General features: G+C 67.0%; 13 protein-coding genes. 5 read left to right on the top strand and 8 right to left on the bottom strand.

The annotated features are described in order from the left end of the window. Window positions 1–56: 56 nt before the first annotated feature. The gene (locus tag AGI3411_RS25205) at window positions 57–1,253 is read right to left on the bottom strand and encodes a DUF1501 domain-containing protein (protein WP_129530059.1); all 1,197 of its coding nucleotides are present in this window, start codon (window positions 1,251–1,253) and stop codon (window positions 57–59) included. Then, window positions 1,226–2,833 carry a DUF1800 domain-containing protein gene (locus AGI3411_RS25210; protein WP_244240450.1) on the bottom strand — a complete coding sequence of 536 codons (1,608 nt, stop codon included), beginning with the start codon at window positions 2,831–2,833 and terminating at the stop codon, window positions 1,226–1,228. The genes AGI3411_RS25205 and AGI3411_RS25210 overlap by 28 nt, the downstream gene beginning before the upstream one ends. 212 nt (window positions 2,834–3,045) lie before the next feature. Between AGI3411_RS25210 and AGI3411_RS25215 the strand changes: the two genes are divergently transcribed. Then, on the top strand, window positions 3,046–3,375 hold the full coding sequence (locus AGI3411_RS25215; RefSeq protein WP_129530060.1) for a hypothetical protein: 330 nt from the start codon (window positions 3,046–3,048) through the stop codon (window positions 3,373–3,375). Window positions 3,376–3,717: 342 nt separating this feature from the next. Continuing rightward, a complete protein-coding gene (locus AGI3411_RS25220; protein ID WP_129530061.1) occupies window positions 3,718–5,166 on the top strand; it encodes a CoA transferase in 1,449 nt (482 codons plus the stop codon). A 15-nt stretch (window positions 5,167–5,181) separates the two neighbouring features. On the opposite strand, the gene AGI3411_RS25225 is transcribed toward AGI3411_RS25220, so the two are convergent. The 6 genes from AGI3411_RS25225 to AGI3411_RS25245 all read right to left on the bottom strand — a co-directional run bounded on the left by AGI3411_RS25225 (window position 5,182) and on the right by AGI3411_RS25245 (window position 10,796). Further along, entirely contained in the window at window positions 5,182–5,718 is a 537-nt protein-coding gene (locus tag AGI3411_RS25225) for a peroxiredoxin (protein ID WP_129530062.1), read from the bottom strand. An 84-nt stretch (window positions 5,719–5,802) separates the two neighbouring features. Then, the gene (locus AGI3411_RS25230) at window positions 5,803–7,215 is read right to left on the bottom strand and encodes a BcpO-related WXXGXW repeat protein (protein WP_129530063.1); all 1,413 of its coding nucleotides are present in this window, start codon (window positions 7,213–7,215) and stop codon (window positions 5,803–5,805) included. 31 nt (window positions 7,216–7,246) lie between these two features. Further along, window positions 7,247–7,411 carry a hypothetical protein gene (locus AGI3411_RS30200; RefSeq protein WP_165359267.1) on the bottom strand — a complete coding sequence of 55 codons (165 nt, stop codon included), beginning with the start codon at window positions 7,409–7,411 and terminating at the stop codon, window positions 7,247–7,249. A 529-nt stretch (window positions 7,412–7,940) separates the two neighbouring features. After that, window positions 7,941–8,348, bottom strand: a complete 408-nt coding sequence (locus AGI3411_RS25235) for a DoxX family protein (RefSeq protein ID WP_129530064.1) — start codon at window positions 8,346–8,348, stop codon at window positions 7,941–7,943. Between the two features lie 207 nt (window positions 8,349–8,555). Further along, a complete protein-coding gene (gene dbpA / locus AGI3411_RS25240) occupies window positions 8,556–9,944 on the bottom strand; it encodes an ATP-dependent RNA helicase DbpA (RefSeq protein WP_129530065.1) in 1,389 nt (462 codons plus the stop codon). Between the two features lie 93 nt (window positions 9,945–10,037). After that, window positions 10,038–10,796, bottom strand: coding sequence for an IclR family transcriptional regulator (locus AGI3411_RS25245; protein ID WP_129530066.1), 759 nt, complete (start codon window positions 10,794–10,796; stop codon window positions 10,038–10,040). A gap of 161 nt (window positions 10,797–10,957) precedes the next feature. Here AGI3411_RS25245 and xsc point away from each other — a divergent pair, with 161 nt between their 5' ends. The 3 genes from xsc (at window position 10,958) to AGI3411_RS25260 (ending at window position 15,487) form a co-directional block, all read left to right on the top strand. Continuing rightward, the gene (gene xsc / locus AGI3411_RS25250; protein ID WP_129530067.1) at window positions 10,958–12,769 is read left to right on the top strand and encodes a sulfoacetaldehyde acetyltransferase; all 1,812 of its coding nucleotides are present in this window, start codon (window positions 10,958–10,960) and stop codon (window positions 12,767–12,769) included. Window positions 12,770–12,853: 84 nt separating this feature from the next. After that, window positions 12,854–13,828: a bifunctional enoyl-CoA hydratase/phosphate acetyltransferase gene (locus tag AGI3411_RS25255; protein WP_129530068.1), complete on the top strand. Its 975-nt coding sequence runs from the start codon at window positions 12,854–12,856 to the stop codon at window positions 13,826–13,828. 81 nt (window positions 13,829–13,909) lie between these two features. Further along, the gene (locus AGI3411_RS25260; RefSeq protein ID WP_129530069.1) at window positions 13,910–15,487 is read left to right on the top strand and encodes an ABC transporter substrate-binding protein; all 1,578 of its coding nucleotides are present in this window, start codon (window positions 13,910–13,912) and stop codon (window positions 15,485–15,487) included. Window positions 15,488–15,496: the final 9 nt, after the last annotated feature.

Here is a 15,496-nt window from a genome sequence, read left to right on the forward strand (position 1 = left end):
TAAAGGCCCTGTTCCGATTAAGGGTATACCCTGATTTTTCTGTGCCTGCCTGCCCGCTACACCAGTTTCAAATCCACCGGCGACACCCCCGGAAACACGCGGGCCAGCCGTGCTTTGTCCAGCCCGTACAACCGCGAGAACAAGCCGGCGAACACCGCGCGATATTCGTTGAGCACGGGATAGTCGCGGTCCTGGAACAGCGTGTCGCGCTTGACCGCCACCTGGCGGCCCGCAATGCGGCCGCCCTGCACATTGCCGCCCATGACCCAGTACACCGTGCCATGGCCGTGGTCCGTGCCCTTGTTGCCGTTTTCGCGGAAGGTGCGGCCGAACTCGCTGATGACGACCACGGTGGTCTGCCGCCAGGCAGGCCCCATGGCCTCGGCGTAGGCCGCCAGCGCGCGGCCGAGCTGGCCCAGCCGATTCGACAGCACGCCGCTGGCGGCGCCCTGGCCGACGTGCGTGTCCCAACCCCCGACGTCGACGAAGCCCAGGTTGTAGCCGTCCACCATGAAGCGCGCGATGCGGCGCACCTCCTGCTCGAGCTTGTCGGCGGACACGGCATTGCCGCTGGCCGCCAGCATCTCGGCCTCGATTTCTTCGCGCGCCGCGCCCATGATGCGCTGTCCTTCGGCGACCGAGGCGTGCAGGTCCGTGTTCTGGTACATGGACTCGATGGCGCGATTGTCGTCGGCGCTCAGGCGCGACTTGCGGCCGGCGCCGATCAGATCGATGTTGGGCACGCGCGTGTCGCCCCGGAATATCTGGGGCACTTCCGAAGTGAAGGCGGCCGCTTTCGCATGCTTGGCGCCCAGGTCCGTCGCGAGGCGGTTGAGAAAGCCCGAGCGGTAGTTGCCGTTCGCGGCGGCCCCCCGGCCCAGCTCAATGCCGTTCTGGGTTTCGAAATGGCTGCGGCTGGTGTCCTCGGTGCCGGCGAAGGGCACAAAAGCAAGCTGGCGCCGCTCGTAGAAGGGCAGCAGGCTTTCGGCCAGCGCGGGGTGCAGCGCCCAGCCGTCGGCCAGGGGCAGGGCGGCGCCCGGTCCGCCGCCAGGGCGGGCGATGGCGATGTTGGGCCGGGACTCGTAATAGAAGTCGCTGGCCGTCGGCACGAGCAGGCTGGCCGCGTCATAGGCGCCGCGCATGAAAACGACCAGCAGGCGGTTGCCGGAGGCGGCGGGCGCGGCGTAGAGGCGGGCGCCTCCCAACGCCAGCGGGGCGGCAGCCATCAATTGCAGCAGGCGGCGGCGATCCATGATGTTCTCCTGGGTCCGGTTGATGGAAAGAACGCTCGCGCGGGCTTCAACGGCGCATGAATTCCGGCGAGGCCAGCAGGTAAGTGTTGGCGTTCTTGGCGGATTTGGCTTGCGCGATGGCCCCGCGCGTGGCGGGCGAGAGCCCCTCGAACAGGCCGTTGCCGGCATTCGCCTTCAGCAGGTGAGGAACGCGTGGCAGCTCGGCCGGGGGGGGGGCCGGCGCCCTCCTTGTAGAAGAGCTGGGGCGAAGCAGCGATGACGCTGGCGACCTCGAAGCGCGTCGTCATCTGGCCCGATCCCGCCCAGTCGGACTGGCTCATGGGATAGCCGTCCGGCGTGAGGCGCTGGTTCAGGGGCTGGCCGAGCTGCCTCAGCATGCCGACGCCCATCTTCGGATTCAGGATGGGCGGCATGCCGCCATAGGCCAGCCGCAACGAGGAATAGACGTAATGCACGGGGTCCTTGAATACCCCCTTCTTCAGGGATGCGGAAAACTCCGGTGAATCGAACAGCGTCTTGAGCGTGGCGGCGATGTCGCCGTCGGTGGCCAGAAATGTCTTGCTCATCTTGTCGACGAGCGCGGCGGCAGGCGCGTCGCCCGTGAAGTACACCGCAAGCTTCCCGCTGATGTGCCTGGCGGTCGCCGGGTTGCGCGCCAGCAGTTCGGCGGCCTTGTCGACCTCGGACATGCCGGCCCCGACGATGCGGTGGCCGAGGAAGCGCTTCTCGCCGAAATCGTGGCGTGCGGGATTGAAGAGGAACAGCCCCTCCTGGACGACCTTGTCGCGCCATTCGGGCTTGACCTTCGGCGGTTGGGGCTTGTTGCTGATGCCCAGCCCGGTCAGGATGCGGGCCAGTTCCTGCACATCCGTCTGCGAGTAGCCGCCGCCTACGCCCAGCGTGTGCAGCTCCATCAGTTCACGCGCGTAGTTTTCGTTGATCTTGCCGGCGGCGTTCTGCGTGTTGTCCAGGTAGATCAGCATCGCCGGCGCGCGCATCGTGGCCGAAAGCAGGTCCCGGAACTTGCCCAGCGCGTGCGGACGGATGGCGCGGTCTTCGTACTGCGACAGGAAGATGCCCACGTCGCCTTTATTCAGGTCGACGTTGAAATGGTTCATCCAGAACCAGGCCATCTGGTCCTGCAGCTGGTTGGCCGAATAGAGCGCGCGCCACAGGGCGCGGTCGTTGACTTCCGCGGCGCGCCGGATCGAGAACCGCCGCGCTTCGCGCATGGCCTCGACCTTCTCGTCGGGCGGCAGCTTGTTCGCCTGTTGCCGCATGCCGATCTGCGTGGCCCGCGCCGCTTCGTCGGATGTGCGCGAAATCGAGAGCGCGTCGATGCGCTGCTGCACAGCGACCGGCAGCTTGCCCGGGGGCGCGGGATGCAGCTGCGCGTGCAGGTAGCGTTCCGCGCCGACTTGTTGCATGCGGGCCAGTTCCACGGGCGTGGCGCCCCAGGTCACGCGGTTGACCAGCGCCGCATCGCGCGCTTTGGCGTCGATGTCCGCCTGGGCCAGGGCGCCGGCGGCCAGCGGAAGCAATAGCAAGGGCAGGGCGCGGCGGAGACGGGATGGCAGCATGGGATGGAAACCTTCCTTGAGGCCGATCGAGGTGTGACAGGATAATCGCCGGGAAATTCCGCGCCGCGCATGTCTTGCAACGCAAGGAAACGGATCGCATCCGGCTTTCGCCATTATCCCCGCGCGTATTGCGGGGCCATTGCCCGGGCCGCAGCGGGTCCGTCCTATCATGTGTGGTGAGGGAACATGCAAGCGCCTGAAGGAGGGCGGCAATGGAAGGGATGATCGAGCGCCTCGAGGCGATGCTGGCCAAAGGAACGGACAACATGCTGTTGCGATTTTCCTTGGGCAAGGCCTATGCGGAACAGGATTGTTTTCGAGAGGCCGAAGAACATCTGCGCGCCGCGCTCGTGTTCGATCCGGCTTATTCGGTCGCCTGGAAGTGGCTGGGCAAGGCGTGCCTGGGCCAAGGCGACAAGGCGGGCGCGCGCGCTGCCTGGGAATCCGGCCTGCAAGCCGCGCATGCGCGCGGCGACCAGCAGGTGGTGAAGGAATTGCAGGTGTTTCTCAAGCGCCTGGACAAGGAGGCCGCGGCCAGCTGAGACCCGCGGCGCCGTTTCCCAGCGCCGCGAGTTCGCGCGAGAGTTCGCGCAGATTGCGCAGCCGGAGCAGCGTGTTCATGGAAGTCCAGGGGCGGATCGGCCTGCGGCGGGCTCGCTCGGATGAGGCTGGCATTCTATCTTGCGCCGATATCCGCTGGGCGGCGGCGCGAGGGCCCGCGCGGCTTGGAAGACGATGTAAAAACTACGAGTAGATGTGTCCAGGCGGGCGCGGCGGGGCCGAGCAGCCGTCAAACCATGAAACACGCTGGGGTTTCTTACGTATTGACGCGGCAGGGGCCTCGCCATGTAATCCAAGTAAACGACTAGAGACAAGTGAACGCTATGGGAAATCTGATGGACCTGCGCCCGTCCTTTCTGAAAGGCCGCGCTCCTGGCGGCAAAACGTCGCTCGATGCCTTGCAGAAGCTCTGGCGCTCGGTCGACCTGCCGGGCGAGTCATTGAGCCATATCGTGCTGACAGGCGCGGACCCGGTCCTTCCCTCGTCTTTTGCCGTCGGCGCGGCGGCGCAGGCCAGCATGGCCGCGGCCGCCCTGGCCGCCGCCGAGATCTGGCACTTGCGCGGCGGCACCAGGCAGCAGGTAAGCGTCGACATGCTGCACGCGGCGCAGGAATGCCGCAGCTACTTCAAGATCAACGGCGTTACGCCCAACCCCTGGGATCCCATCACCGGCCTGTACCGTTGCGGCGATGGCAGCTGGGTCCGGATCCATGCCAATTTCGCTCACCATCGCGATGGCGCGCTCGCGTTGCTGGGCTGTCCGCCCGGCGACGGCGCAACGCGCGCGGCGGTCGAGCGCGCGCTGGAACGCTGGACCGCGCTGGATTTCGAGCAGGTGGCCGCCGATGCGGGCCTGGCCGTGTCCGCCATGCGCAGCTTCGACGAATGGGACCGCCACCCGCAATGCCAGGCGGTCGCGGCGCAGCCCTTGCTGACGATTGAACGCATCGGCGAAGCCGATCCGCGCCCCTTGCCCAAATACGGCCATGGCGCCCGGCCGCTCAGGGACATCCGCGTCCTTGACCTTACCCGCATCATCGCCGGGCCGGTTTGCGGCCGGGCCCTGGCGGCCTACGGCGCCGACGTGATGCTGGTCAATTCCCCGCAACTGCCCAATATCGACAACATCATCGATACCAGCCGGGGCAAGCTTTCGGTGCTGGCCGACCTGGATACGGCCGACGGCCGCATCGCCCTGGGCAACCTGCTGCGCAGCGCGCACGTGTTCGTGCAAGGCTACCGGCCCGGCGACCTGGCCGCGCTGGGTTTCGGTCCCCAGGACGCGGCGCGGATCCGTCCGGGCATCGTCTACGTATCCCTGTCCGCTTACGGCAATACGGGGCCCTGGGCCAACCGCCGCGGCTTCGATTCGCTGGTGCAGACGGCCACCGGTTTCAACCATGCCGAGGCGCAGGCCGCGGGCCAGGAAGCGCCCAAGCCGATGCCGATGCAGATCCTGGACCATGCGTCCGGCTACCTGATGGCATTCGGCGCGCAGGCGGCGCTGGCGCGCCAGGCCACGGAAGGCGGCAGCTGGCATGTGCGGGTATCGCTGGCGCAGACCGCGCACTGGCTGCGCAGCCTGGGGCGCGTGGAAGGCGGCCTGGGATGTCCCATGCCGGCCATGGATGGCTTCCTGGAAACCGAGCCGTCCGGCTTCGGCGAATTGGTCGCGGTTCGCCACGCCGCGCATTTCTCAGAGACGCCGGCCCGCTGGACGCGCCCGTCCAGCCCGCCGGGCACCCACCCGACGGTTTGGCCATTCCACTAGGGCTTGTCCATCTGCCTATTGCCGCGCCTTCCAGTCGCGCAGGGCGCGCATGGTGTTGGCGACGTGGGACTCGGGGCTCATGTCCGTGAATTCATAGAGGATCTTGCCTTGCGGCGAGATCACGTAGGAGACGCGCTGCGCGTACTCCGGACGCTTGTCGTGGACCGCGTCGTAGGCCGTCATGATCTTGCCGTCGCCATCGGCGGCCACCGCGAACTTGCTGCGGCACTCGCTGACCGAGAATTTGTTCAGGGTGTCGATGTTGTCGGTCGATACGCCGATGACCGTGGCGCCCAGGGACTTGTATTCGTCCGTGGCTTCGGCGAAGTTGTGCGCTTCGATCGTGCAGCCCTGCGTGAAGGCTGCCGGAAAGAAATACAGGACGACCGGGCCCTGTTTGAGCGCTTCGTTCAGCTTGAACGTGAAGACATTGCCGCCCAGCGAAGCCTGGGCGCTGAAGTCAGGCGCGGGCGCGCCCACCTTCAGCGCGGCATGGGCGGTCGTGCCGGCCAGCAGACCGCATAGCAATAACCAGGTGGCAGTGCGCTTCATCGGAATCTCCTTCAGTCTCTCGGGCCGCGGGGCGACCATTCTTCCTAATGTAGTCCCGCGATCGGCAAGGGTCCAGGGCGCCCGTTAGTCGCGTCCCGACGAGCCCCGGCCATTATTGCCGTCCCCGCGCGGCTGATCGCGCCCGCCGCCTTGCTGGCGAGACTGCTGCTGCGCCTGCTGCTCGCGCTGTTGTTGCTGGCGGGCCTGCTGCTGCGCCTGCTGCTCGCGCTGTTGTTGCTGGCGGGCCTGCTGCTGCGCCTGCTGATCGCGCTGCTGTTGCTGGCGGGCCTGTTGCTGTGCCTGCTGATCGCGCTGCTGTTGCTGGCGGGCCTGCTGCTGCGCCTGCTGGTCGCGCTGCTGTTGCTGGCGGGCCTGCTGCTGTGCCTGCTGATCGCGCTGCTGTTGCTGGCGAGACTGCTGCTGCGCCTGCTGGTCGCGCTGCTGTTGCTGGCGGGCCTGTTGCTGTGCCTGCTGATCGCGCTGCTGTTGCTGGCGGGCCTGCTGCTGCGCCTGCTGGTCGCGTTGCTGTTGCTGGCGGGCCTGCTGCTGCGCCTGCTGGTCGCGCGCCTGTTGCTGGCGGCCCTGTTGCTGGGCTTGTTGCTCCCGCGCCTGCTGGGCCTGCTGGGTGTCCCTGCGGCCGCTCTGGCCGTGATCCTGGCCGCCGCGGCCATTGTCGGGTCCGTTGCCTTGCCGTGCGTCGTTGTCCGGACGGCGGCCATCGGACCGCCTGTCGTTGTCGGAGGCATGATCCACGTAGGCCCGCGGCGGACGGCCCTTGTTGTGGTCGTAGAACTGGCTGCGGTCCTTGCCGGCATCCCGGACATAGCCGCGTTGCGCCTGGGTGGGCGGAGCATGGCGTTCGTTGCGCGCGGCAGCCTCGCGGGGGTCGGCGCGGCGCTGGATGCCCGACGGACCGCCGTGGTAGCTGATGCGGCGGTTATCCACGTTGTTGACCACCACGGTGTGGTTGTAGACGTTGGTGACGCGCGTGATGTTCACGTTCGTGACCGACCGGTTGTAGTAGAAGCGGTCGCGCTTCCAGTAGCCGCCCACATAGCCCAGGCCCGTGTAGCCGAAGCCGTAATTGATGCCGCCGTAGAACCCCACGTGAGGGCCCCAGTAGCCGGCGTTCCAGATGTACAGGCCGTTCGCGAAGCCCCAGTAGCCCGGGGTCCAGAGCGCGCCAGCGTAGGGCGCAAGCACCCAGGCGCCCGGCACCCAGAAGAAGCCGTAGCGGTTGCGGCTCCAATAGCCCGGTACCCAGATATAGCCGTCCGCGGGGGCGGGCGGCTGGACATAGACGGGCAAGGGCGGCGGCGGTTCGGGGGTCCGGTCCACCAGCGCCAGATTGGCATCCGCCGGATCGCCGCCGTCATAGGCCGGGGCCGTCGGCGCTGGAGGCGGTTCATAGGTCTGCGCCGCTGCGCTGGCACAGATGGCCAACAGCACGGCCGCGGCCAGGGGCCGCGAATGGAGGGTCCGGGAGTAGGGAGTCATGGTTTTTTCCTTTGCGCAACAAGCGCGCGGATCAGTAGCCACGATAGTAGTAATGGGGGGAGGGGTAGGCCGGATAGTAGTAATGCGGCGTGTAATAGACGGGAGCCGGGCGGTAGTAAGCCGGCCGGGCCGGGACCACGACACATCCGGTCAAGGCGCTGGACATGGCCAGCATCAGCAACAGACTCTTCTTCATCTTGCAACTCCTGCCGAACGCCAGGCGCAGCTTGCGCCCTGATTGCGTTCGTAAGGATTAGGCCATAGGCCTGTGCTTGGAGTTCTGGACTGTAATCGTTCCGAAACAGCTTTCGGGTGACGGATGTTTGCGTCCGCGTGACCGTTGATTTCGTTCGTATCAAGATGGGAGCCCCCACGCTGCGCACGCGTTGCGTGCTTGCTGCCCCCTGAGGGGGCTGCGCCGCCTTGGGAGCGGCCCGGCGGAAGGTGTGTGCCCCCACGCTGCGCATGCTTTGCATGCTTGCTGCCCCCCAAGGGGGCTGCGCCGCCTTGGGAACGGCCCGGCGGCGGCGCGGCTATTTTTGCGAGGAGCCGCAAAACAGCCTTCTGTTCAAGGCATTCGCTGCGCTGCAAAGCAGTTGCCTCTCCGGCGCACTGACTACGCTTGCTTGGTGAGAACACCTTTACGCCGCATATTTCGGCGCTTGGCAAAAAAATAGGGGCCGCCTGAGCGACCCCTATCCGATGCTAGCCGTGTGTGGCGGGCTTTAGTTCCAGCGGCCGCCGTTGCCGGCGAGGCTGAAACGGCCGGCGCCCATGAAGGCGATGGCCAGGCCGGTGAAGAGGAACATGCCTTGCAGTTCCAGCGCCCAGCCGCCATTGTTGGTCAGGCTGCTGATCTGGCCGGAGTGCGCCAGCAAGATGGCAACGACCATGTTGATGGCGATGAGCAGGCCGCCCAGCCGGGTGTAGACGCCGACGATGATGAGGACCGGCGCAATGATTTCGCCGACGTAGGCGCCGTAGGCCAGGAAGCCGGGCAGGCCATGCGAAGACAGCATGCCGCTGATGCCGCCGACGCCGCCGCCGGTCAGTTTGAACAGGCCGTGCAGCAGTATCAGGATGCCGAGGGTCAGACGCAGGATCAGTTTGCCGGTGTCATCGGACTTGATCATGGTGGGTTCTCTTCTAATGGTTGAAAGGGACAGCGGCCGTTGGAGCGGATTGCGAGCCTTTTGGTTCCGCGCCCGGCGGGCCCCGCAAGAGCTGGGCCTGAACCGGGGACGGGCCGGGCCATTATTGCAAAACCCGATCAAAATCATCAAGCATTTGTCGTGGCGCCGCGACGCTTTTCAACAAATGCTTACCGACGGGGCAGGCGCTCAGAATTCTTCCAGGAAGCGCATGCGGAAGCGGCGCCCCTTGATGTTGCTGTTGGACAGGCGCGAGAAGGCCTGCTTGGCGATCTGGCGGTCCAGCGCCACGTAGGAGACGAATTCGCCGATATTGATCTTGCCGACCTGCTCGAACGCCAGGCCGCCGTCGCCGGTCAGGGCGCCCAGGAGGTCGCCGGGACGTAGCTTGTCTTTCTTGCCGCCCTGGATGCACAGGGTGATCATCGGCGCGCGCAGCGGGCGGTCCGCCTTGGGCCGCAGCGACTTGATGTCGGCCCAGACCAGCGGCGAGCCCTGGTACTGCTCGATCAGGTTGGCCCAGCGCATTTCGTCGGGCGAGCACAGGCTGAGCGCCAGGCCTTTCTGCTCGCCGCGGCCGCTGCGCCCGATGCGGTGCACGTGGACTTCGGTGTCCTTGGTCACGTCCACATTGATGACGGCGCCCAGGTTCTGGATATCCAGGCCCCGGGCAGCCACGTCGGTGGCGACCAATACGGCGCAGCTCTGGTTGGCGAACTGGATCAGGATTTCATCGCGTTCGCGCTGTTCCAGGTCGCCGTTGAGCGCCTGGGCGCTGATACCCTCGGCCTGCAGGCGTTCGACCAGGTCGTGGCTGCGCACCTTGGTATTGCAGAACGCCAACGTGGACGCCGGCCGGAAATGCGCCAGCAGGCGGGCCACGGCGTCGAGCCGGTCGCGGTCGTCGATTTCGTAGAAGATCTGTTCGATGCGGCTGGCATCGTGCTGCGCCTCGACCTTGGCTTCGGCGGGGTTGCGCAGGAAACGCGCGGCCAGCTTGCGGATGTTGTCGGGATAAGTGGCCGAGAACAGCAGCGTCTGGCGCTTGACCGGGCAATGCGAGGCGATGGCGACGATATCGTCATAGAAGCCCATGTCGACCATCCGGTCGGCCTCGTCCAGCACCAGGGTGGTCAGGTTGGACAGGTCCAGGCTGCCGCGCGCCAGGTGATCCTGGATGCGGCCGGGCGTGCCCACCACCAGGTGCGTGCCGCGGGCCAGCGATTCGGCCTGGGGACGCGCGGCGGCGCCGCCGCACAGGGTCAGGATCTTGACGTTGGCGATCTGCCGGGCCAGGCGGCGCAGTTCCTGGGCGACCTGGTCGGCCAGCTCGCGCGTGGGGCACAGCACCAGTGCCTGCGGCACCAGGCGGGAGGGGTCCAGCTTCTGCAGCACGCCCAGGCCGAATGCCGCGGTCTTGCCGCTGCCGGTCTTGGCTTGCGCGATGAGGTCGCGGCCGTCCAGGATCAGCGGCAGGCTTTGCGCCTGGATGGGCGTCATTTGCTCGAAACCCAGGCTTTGCAGGTTGTCCAGCAGGGCCGGCAAGAGGGGCAGGGAGGTGAAGGGGCTGTTGGTCACGATAGGGGGGAAAAGGCGCTTTTCGGCGGGCGGGAGGCCCGGCGGGGACGAAATGTCCGATATGTCCGAGAGTGTACCGCCTGGCGCCGCAGGCTAGGCCTGCGGGCCGTAGGTGCCGGCCAGTGCGCGGGCGGCCTCCTGCATGCGCGGAAGCCAGGCGCGCGCGCCGTCGATGGAAAGCCGGGCCAGCGGCGCGTGCAGCGCCACGGCCGCGATCGCGCGGGAACCGTGCAGGATGGGCACGGCCATGCAGACGATGCCGAGCAGGAATTCCTCGCGGTCGAAGCTGGCGCCTTCCTTCTTGATGGTGCGCAGTTCGCGCTCCAGGGCCGCCACGTCGCATAGCGTGTTGGGCGTATAGCGCGGCAGCGGCGCGGCCGAAAGCAGCCGTTCGCGCGCTTCCCGGCGCATGTGGGCCAGGAACAGCTTGCCGCTGGCCGAGCAGTGCAGGGGAACGCGCGAGCCGGATTGCAGGTTGACCCGCAGCGGCCAGGCGGTCTCGACGCGGTCCAGGTAGATGACTTCGTCGCCGTCCAGCATGGTGCAGTTGCAGGTTTCGCCGATTTCGTCGACCAGGCTGTCCAGGATGCGATGGCGTTCGCCGCGCAGCGGCGAATTGAGCAGGGTGTCGCGGGCCAGCGCGCTCAACCGGGGGCCGCTGACGTAGCTTTTGCCGGCGGGTTCGCGCAGCAGCATGCCGGCGTCGACCAGGCGCGACAGGATGCGCAGGACGGAGGGCTTGGGCAGGCCGGTGGCCTCGGTAAGCGCGGCCAGCGACACGGGGTGCTCGGCCTGGGCTACCTGTTCCAGCAGGGTCAGCGCGCGCAGGGCGGCGGAGGATTCGTCTTTCATCTTTCAATAATTGAAGATTCGGCGGCGTGATCCCCATCCTCGCACGGATTTTGCAGAAAATGAAACGCCATGGGGTGGGATCGGTGGGCGTTCTGCTGCAGTATCGGATCACGCCGGCCAATATGCAATCCGACATGCGCCGGACTGCCAGGAGAGAGACCATGAGCAGCAAGCAACACATGACCCCCAGCGAAGCGTTCGTCGAAACGCTGGTCGCCCAGGGCGTCAAGGACGTATTCGGTATCGTCGGCTCGGCCTTCATGGACGCGCTGGACCTGTTCCCCGCGGCGGGCATCCGCTTCGTGCCGACGGTGCACGAGCAGGGCGCCGCGCATATGGCCGACGGCTATTCGCGCGTTACCGGCCGCCATGGCGTCTGCATCGCGCAGAACGGGCCGGGCATCACCAACTTCGTGACCGGCGTGGCCGCCGCCTACTGGGCCCACAGCCCGGTCGTGGCGATCACGCCCGAGACCGGCACCTCGGGCATGGGCCTGGGCGGCTTCCAGGAAACCGAGCAGTTGCCGATCTTTTCGCGCATCACCAAATACCAGGCGCACGTGAACCGCTCCGACCGCATGGCCGAGTTCACCGCCAAGGCGTTCGACAATGCCCTGGCCGAGCGCGGGCCGACCCAACTGAACATTCCGCGGGATTATTTCTACGGCGAGATCGACGTGGCCATTCCCGAGCCGCGCCGCGTCCGCCGCGGCCCCGGCTCGGATGAAGACCTGGAAGCGGCGGCGGCCCTGCTGGCGCAGGCCAAGTTCCCGGTGATCGTGGCGGGCGGCGGCGTCCTGTTCTCGGACGGGCAGGCCGAATGCGTGGCGCTGGCCGAACTGCTGGGCGCGCCGGTGGTCACCAGCTACCTGCACAACGACGCCTTCCCGGCCAGCCATCCGCTGTGGTGCGGTCCGTTGGGCTACCAGGGCGCCAAGGCCGGCATGAAGCTGCTGTCGCAGGCCGACGTGGTGCTGGCGCTGGGCACGCGGCTGGGGCCCTTCGGCACCTTGCCGCAGCACGGGCTGGACTACTGGCCGCAGGGCGCGCGCATCATCCAGGTCGATGCGGACCATCGCATGCTGGGCCTGGTGCGTCCGATATCGGTCGGCATTTGCGGCGACGCCAAGCCCGCCGCCGCCGCGCTCGCCGCCAGGCTGCAGGGGCGGGACGTGGCCTGCGTGCGCACCAAGGCGGCGCGCGGCGAACAGATCGCCGCGCAGAAGGCCGAATGGGAAAACGAGCTCGACAGCTGGTCGCACGAACGCGACGACTGGAGCCTGGACATCATCGAGCAGGGCGGCGGCCGCATGCATCCGCGCCGCATGCTGCGCGAACTTGAACGCGCCATGCCCAAGCACGTGATGGTCTCCACCGATATCGGCAACATCTGCTCGGTGTCCAACAGCTACCTGCGCTTCGACGAGCCGAATTCGATGCTGGCCGCCATGAGCTTCGGCAACTGCGGCTATGCCTTGCCGGCGCTGATCGGCGCCAAGCTCGGCCGCCCAGACCGGCCGGCCGTGGCCTACGTGGGCGACGGCGCCTGGTGCATGAGCTTCCAGGAGCTGCTGACCTGCGTGCGCGAACAGATCCCGGTGACGGCGGTGGTGTTCCACAACGGCCAATGGGGCGCCGAGAAGAAGAACCAGGTGGACTTCTACGGCCGGCGCTTCGTCGGCAGCAACCTGAAGAACCCGAACTTCTCCGAGCTGGCGCGGGCCATGGGCGCGGAAGGCATCCGCGTGGAGCATGCCGACCAGGTGGGCGCGGCGCTGCAAGCCGCCTGCCGCGCGCAGTCCGAAGGCAAGACCACCGTGCTGGAAATGATGGTCAGCCAGGAGCTCGGGGACCCGTTCCGGCGCGACGCGTTGAAGCAGCCCGTGCGCTTCCTGGACAAGTACAAGCCGTACGTGAACCAGCCGTTCAGCCCGGGCGAAGTGCCGCTGCCGATCGATCCCATCCGGGGCTGATCGCGACGCACCCGGCGCGGCGCCGTCCGCGCCGGGTTTCCCCGGCTTGGCCCTGCGGATCGTCCGCGGCAGGAGCACAGAAACATGGAAAGCGATCGATTGTTCGAGCCGCTGCGCAGCGCTGCGCTGTCGGCGGGGCGCCTGCGCACGGCAGTGGCCTATCCCCTGTGCCCCACGAGCCTGGGCGCAGCGGTCCAGGCGCGCGACGCGGGCTACATCGAACCGGTGCTGGTGGGGCCGGCACGCCGGCTGCGGCCGCTGATGGCGGAGGCGGGCCTGGCCGAGGGCGAGCTGGAGGTAGTCGATACGCCGGACGACGAAAAGCAGGCGGCCTGCGCGGCTGCCGCGCTGGCGCGCGACGGCACCGTGCGCATGCTGATGAAGGGAAGCCTGCACACCGACCACTTCATGTCGGCCGTGGTGGCGCGCGACGCCGGACTGCGCACCGCCAGGCGCATCAGCCACGCCTTCGTGATGGCGGTGGCGGCCTATCCCAAGCTCTTCATCCTGACCGACGCGGCGGTCAATATCGCGCCCACCTTGCAGGAGAAGGCGGACATCGCGCAGAACGCCATCGACCTGGCGCGCGCGCTGGGCGTGGCGCGGCCCAAGCTGGCGGTGCTGTGCGCCACCGAATCGGTCAATCCGTCGATGCCTGCCACGCTGGACGCGGCGGCCCTGTCGAAGATGGCCGATCGCCATCAGATCCAGGGTGGAGAGATCGACGGCCCGCTGGCGTTCGACAACGCCATTTCGCGCATGGCGGCGGACCAGAAGGGCATCGTGTCGAACGTGGCCGGGGATGCCGACATCCTGCTCGTGCCGGACATCGAGGCCGGCAACATGCTCTACAAGGAGCTGACGTGGCTGGCCGGCGCGGGCACGGCGGGGCTGGTGCTGGGCACTCGCGTGCCGGTGCTGCTGACGAGCCGCTCCGATTCCGTGCTGGCCCGCGTGAACAGCTGCGCGGTGGCCGCGCTGTACGCGCGCGCTCGCCGGCTGACCGCCGCGCCCGCGCTGCCGGCCCTGGCTCCAAAAAGTCCGGCGGTTTGGTACTAAGCCCGAGCCCGCAGGCTGGCTACGCTACCTCCAAGACCATCCATTGAATGGCCCGTGAGACAGAACACTAAGGGGTTGAACATGCGCAGCGCAAGAAAATACTTGACGACGATGTTGGCCGCGTTGGCCATGACGGGCGCCTCCATGGCGGCGGACGCTCCCAAGCGGGGCGGCACGCTGGTTATCGGTTCGACGCAGGTGCCGCGGCACCTGAACGGCGCGGTCCAGTCGGGCACCGCGACCGCGCTGCCCAGCGCGCAGCTGTTCGCCAGCCCGCTGCGCTACGACGCCGACTGGAAACCGCAGCCCTATCTGGCGCAATCCTGGGAGCTCGCGCCGGACGGCAAGTCGCTGACGCTGCGCCTGCGCAAGGACGCGCTATTCCACGATGGCAAGCCGGTTACCTCGGCGGACGTGGCGTTCTCGGTCATGGCCGTCAAGAAGAACCATCCGTTCCAGACCATGTTCGCGCCCGTGGAGGCCGTCGACACGCCGGATCCCTATACGGCGGTGCTGCGCATGAGCAAGCCGCATCCGGCCATTCTGCTGGCGCTGTCGCCGGCCTTGATGCCCGTGCTGCCCAAGCACATCTACGACGACGGCCAGGACCTGAAAACGCATCCGCGCAACTCGGCCAACGTGGTCGGTTCCGGCCCGTTCGTGTTCAAGGAATTCAAGCCGGGCCAGGAGATCGTGCTGGAGCGGTTCGACAAGTTCTTCCTGCCTGGAAAACCCTACCTGGACCGGATCGTCGTGAAGATCAATCCGGACGCCACCAACCTGCTGATCGGGCTGGAACGCGGCGACATCGCGGCCCTGCCGTTCATGACCGAACCGACCATCCTGCGGCGCGCCAAGGATAATCCGGCCATCGCCATGACCAGCAAGGGCTACGAAGGCATCGGGGCGCTGAGCTGGCTGGCCTTCAACACGGCCCGCAAGCCGCTGAACGACGTGCGGGTGCGCCAGGCCATCGCGTACGCGATCGACAAGGGCTTCATCACCAAGGCGCTGAACGCGGGCTTCGCGTCGCCCGCGAACGGCCCGATCATCGGCACGAGCCCGTTCGCCAGCCAGGACGTCAAGAAATACCCGCTGGACCTGAAGAAGTCCGAGCAGCTGCTGGAAGAAGCGGGCTTCAAGAAGGACGGCAAGGGTGAGCGCCTGTCGCTTACCGTGGACTACATGCCAGGTTCCGACGTGCAGGGTAAGAACGTGGCCGAGTATCTGCGCAGCCAGCTGAAGAAGGTCGGCATTGCCGTGCAGGTGCGCGCGTCGCCGGACTTCCCGACCTGGGCCAAGCGCATCGCCAGCCACGATTTCGACATGACCACCGACATCGTCTTCAACTGGGGCGATCCCGTGATCGGCGTGCACCGCACCTATCTGTCCAGCAACATCCGCGACATCATCTGGACCAACACGCAGTCCTACTCCAATCCCAAGGTCGATACCCTGCTCGAGCAGGCGGGCACGGAGACCGATCTGGACAAGCGTCGCGCGCTGTATGGCGAATTCCAGCGCATCGTCACCGAAGACCTGCCCATCGATTTCCTGACCGTGATCCCGTACCACACCTTGACGTCCAAGAAGGTGCACGCCTTGCCCGAGGGGATCTGGGGCGTCATGTCGCCGATGGACGATACGTACCTGCAGTAAGGAGGCCGC

Origin of the sequence: Achromobacter agilis, from assembly GCF_900496965.1 — a bacterium.
Lineage (GTDB): Bacteria > Pseudomonadota > Gammaproteobacteria > Burkholderiales > Burkholderiaceae_B > Achromobacter > Achromobacter agilis.

Bases quoted from the DNA above. Each gene is read 5' to 3' on its own strand.
- AGI3411_RS25205 (WP_129530059.1), bottom strand. From the start codon at position 1,253: ATGGATCGCCGCCGCCTGCTGCAATTGATGGCTGCCGCCCCGCTGGCG.
- AGI3411_RS25210 (WP_244240450.1), bottom strand. From the start codon at position 2,833: ATGCTGCCATCCCGTCTCCGCCGCGCCCTGCCCTTGCTATTGCTTCCG.
- AGI3411_RS25215 (WP_129530060.1), top strand. From the start codon at position 3,046: ATGGAAGGGATGATCGAGCGCCTCGAGGCGATGCTGGCCAAAGGAACG.
- AGI3411_RS25220 (WP_129530061.1), top strand. From the start codon at position 3,718: ATGGGAAATCTGATGGACCTGCGCCCGTCCTTTCTGAAAGGCCGCGCT.
- AGI3411_RS25225 (WP_129530062.1), bottom strand. From the start codon at position 5,718: ATGAAGCGCACTGCCACCTGGTTATTGCTATGCGGTCTGCTGGCCGGC.
- AGI3411_RS25230 (WP_129530063.1), bottom strand. From the start codon at position 7,215: ATGACTCCCTACTCCCGGACCCTCCATTCGCGGCCCCTGGCCGCGGCC.
- AGI3411_RS30200 (WP_165359267.1), bottom strand. From the start codon at position 7,411: ATGAAGAAGAGTCTGTTGCTGATGCTGGCCATGTCCAGCGCCTTGACC.
- AGI3411_RS25235 (WP_129530064.1), bottom strand. From the start codon at position 8,348: ATGATCAAGTCCGATGACACCGGCAAACTGATCCTGCGTCTGACCCTC.
- AGI3411_RS25245 (WP_129530066.1), bottom strand. From the start codon at position 10,796: ATGAAAGACGAATCCTCCGCCGCCCTGCGCGCGCTGACCCTGCTGGAA.
- xsc (WP_129530067.1), top strand. From the start codon at position 10,958: ATGAGCAGCAAGCAACACATGACCCCCAGCGAAGCGTTCGTCGAAACG.
- AGI3411_RS25255 (WP_129530068.1), top strand. From the start codon at position 12,854: ATGGAAAGCGATCGATTGTTCGAGCCGCTGCGCAGCGCTGCGCTGTCG.
- AGI3411_RS25260 (WP_129530069.1), top strand. From the start codon at position 13,910: ATGCGCAGCGCAAGAAAATACTTGACGACGATGTTGGCCGCGTTGGCC.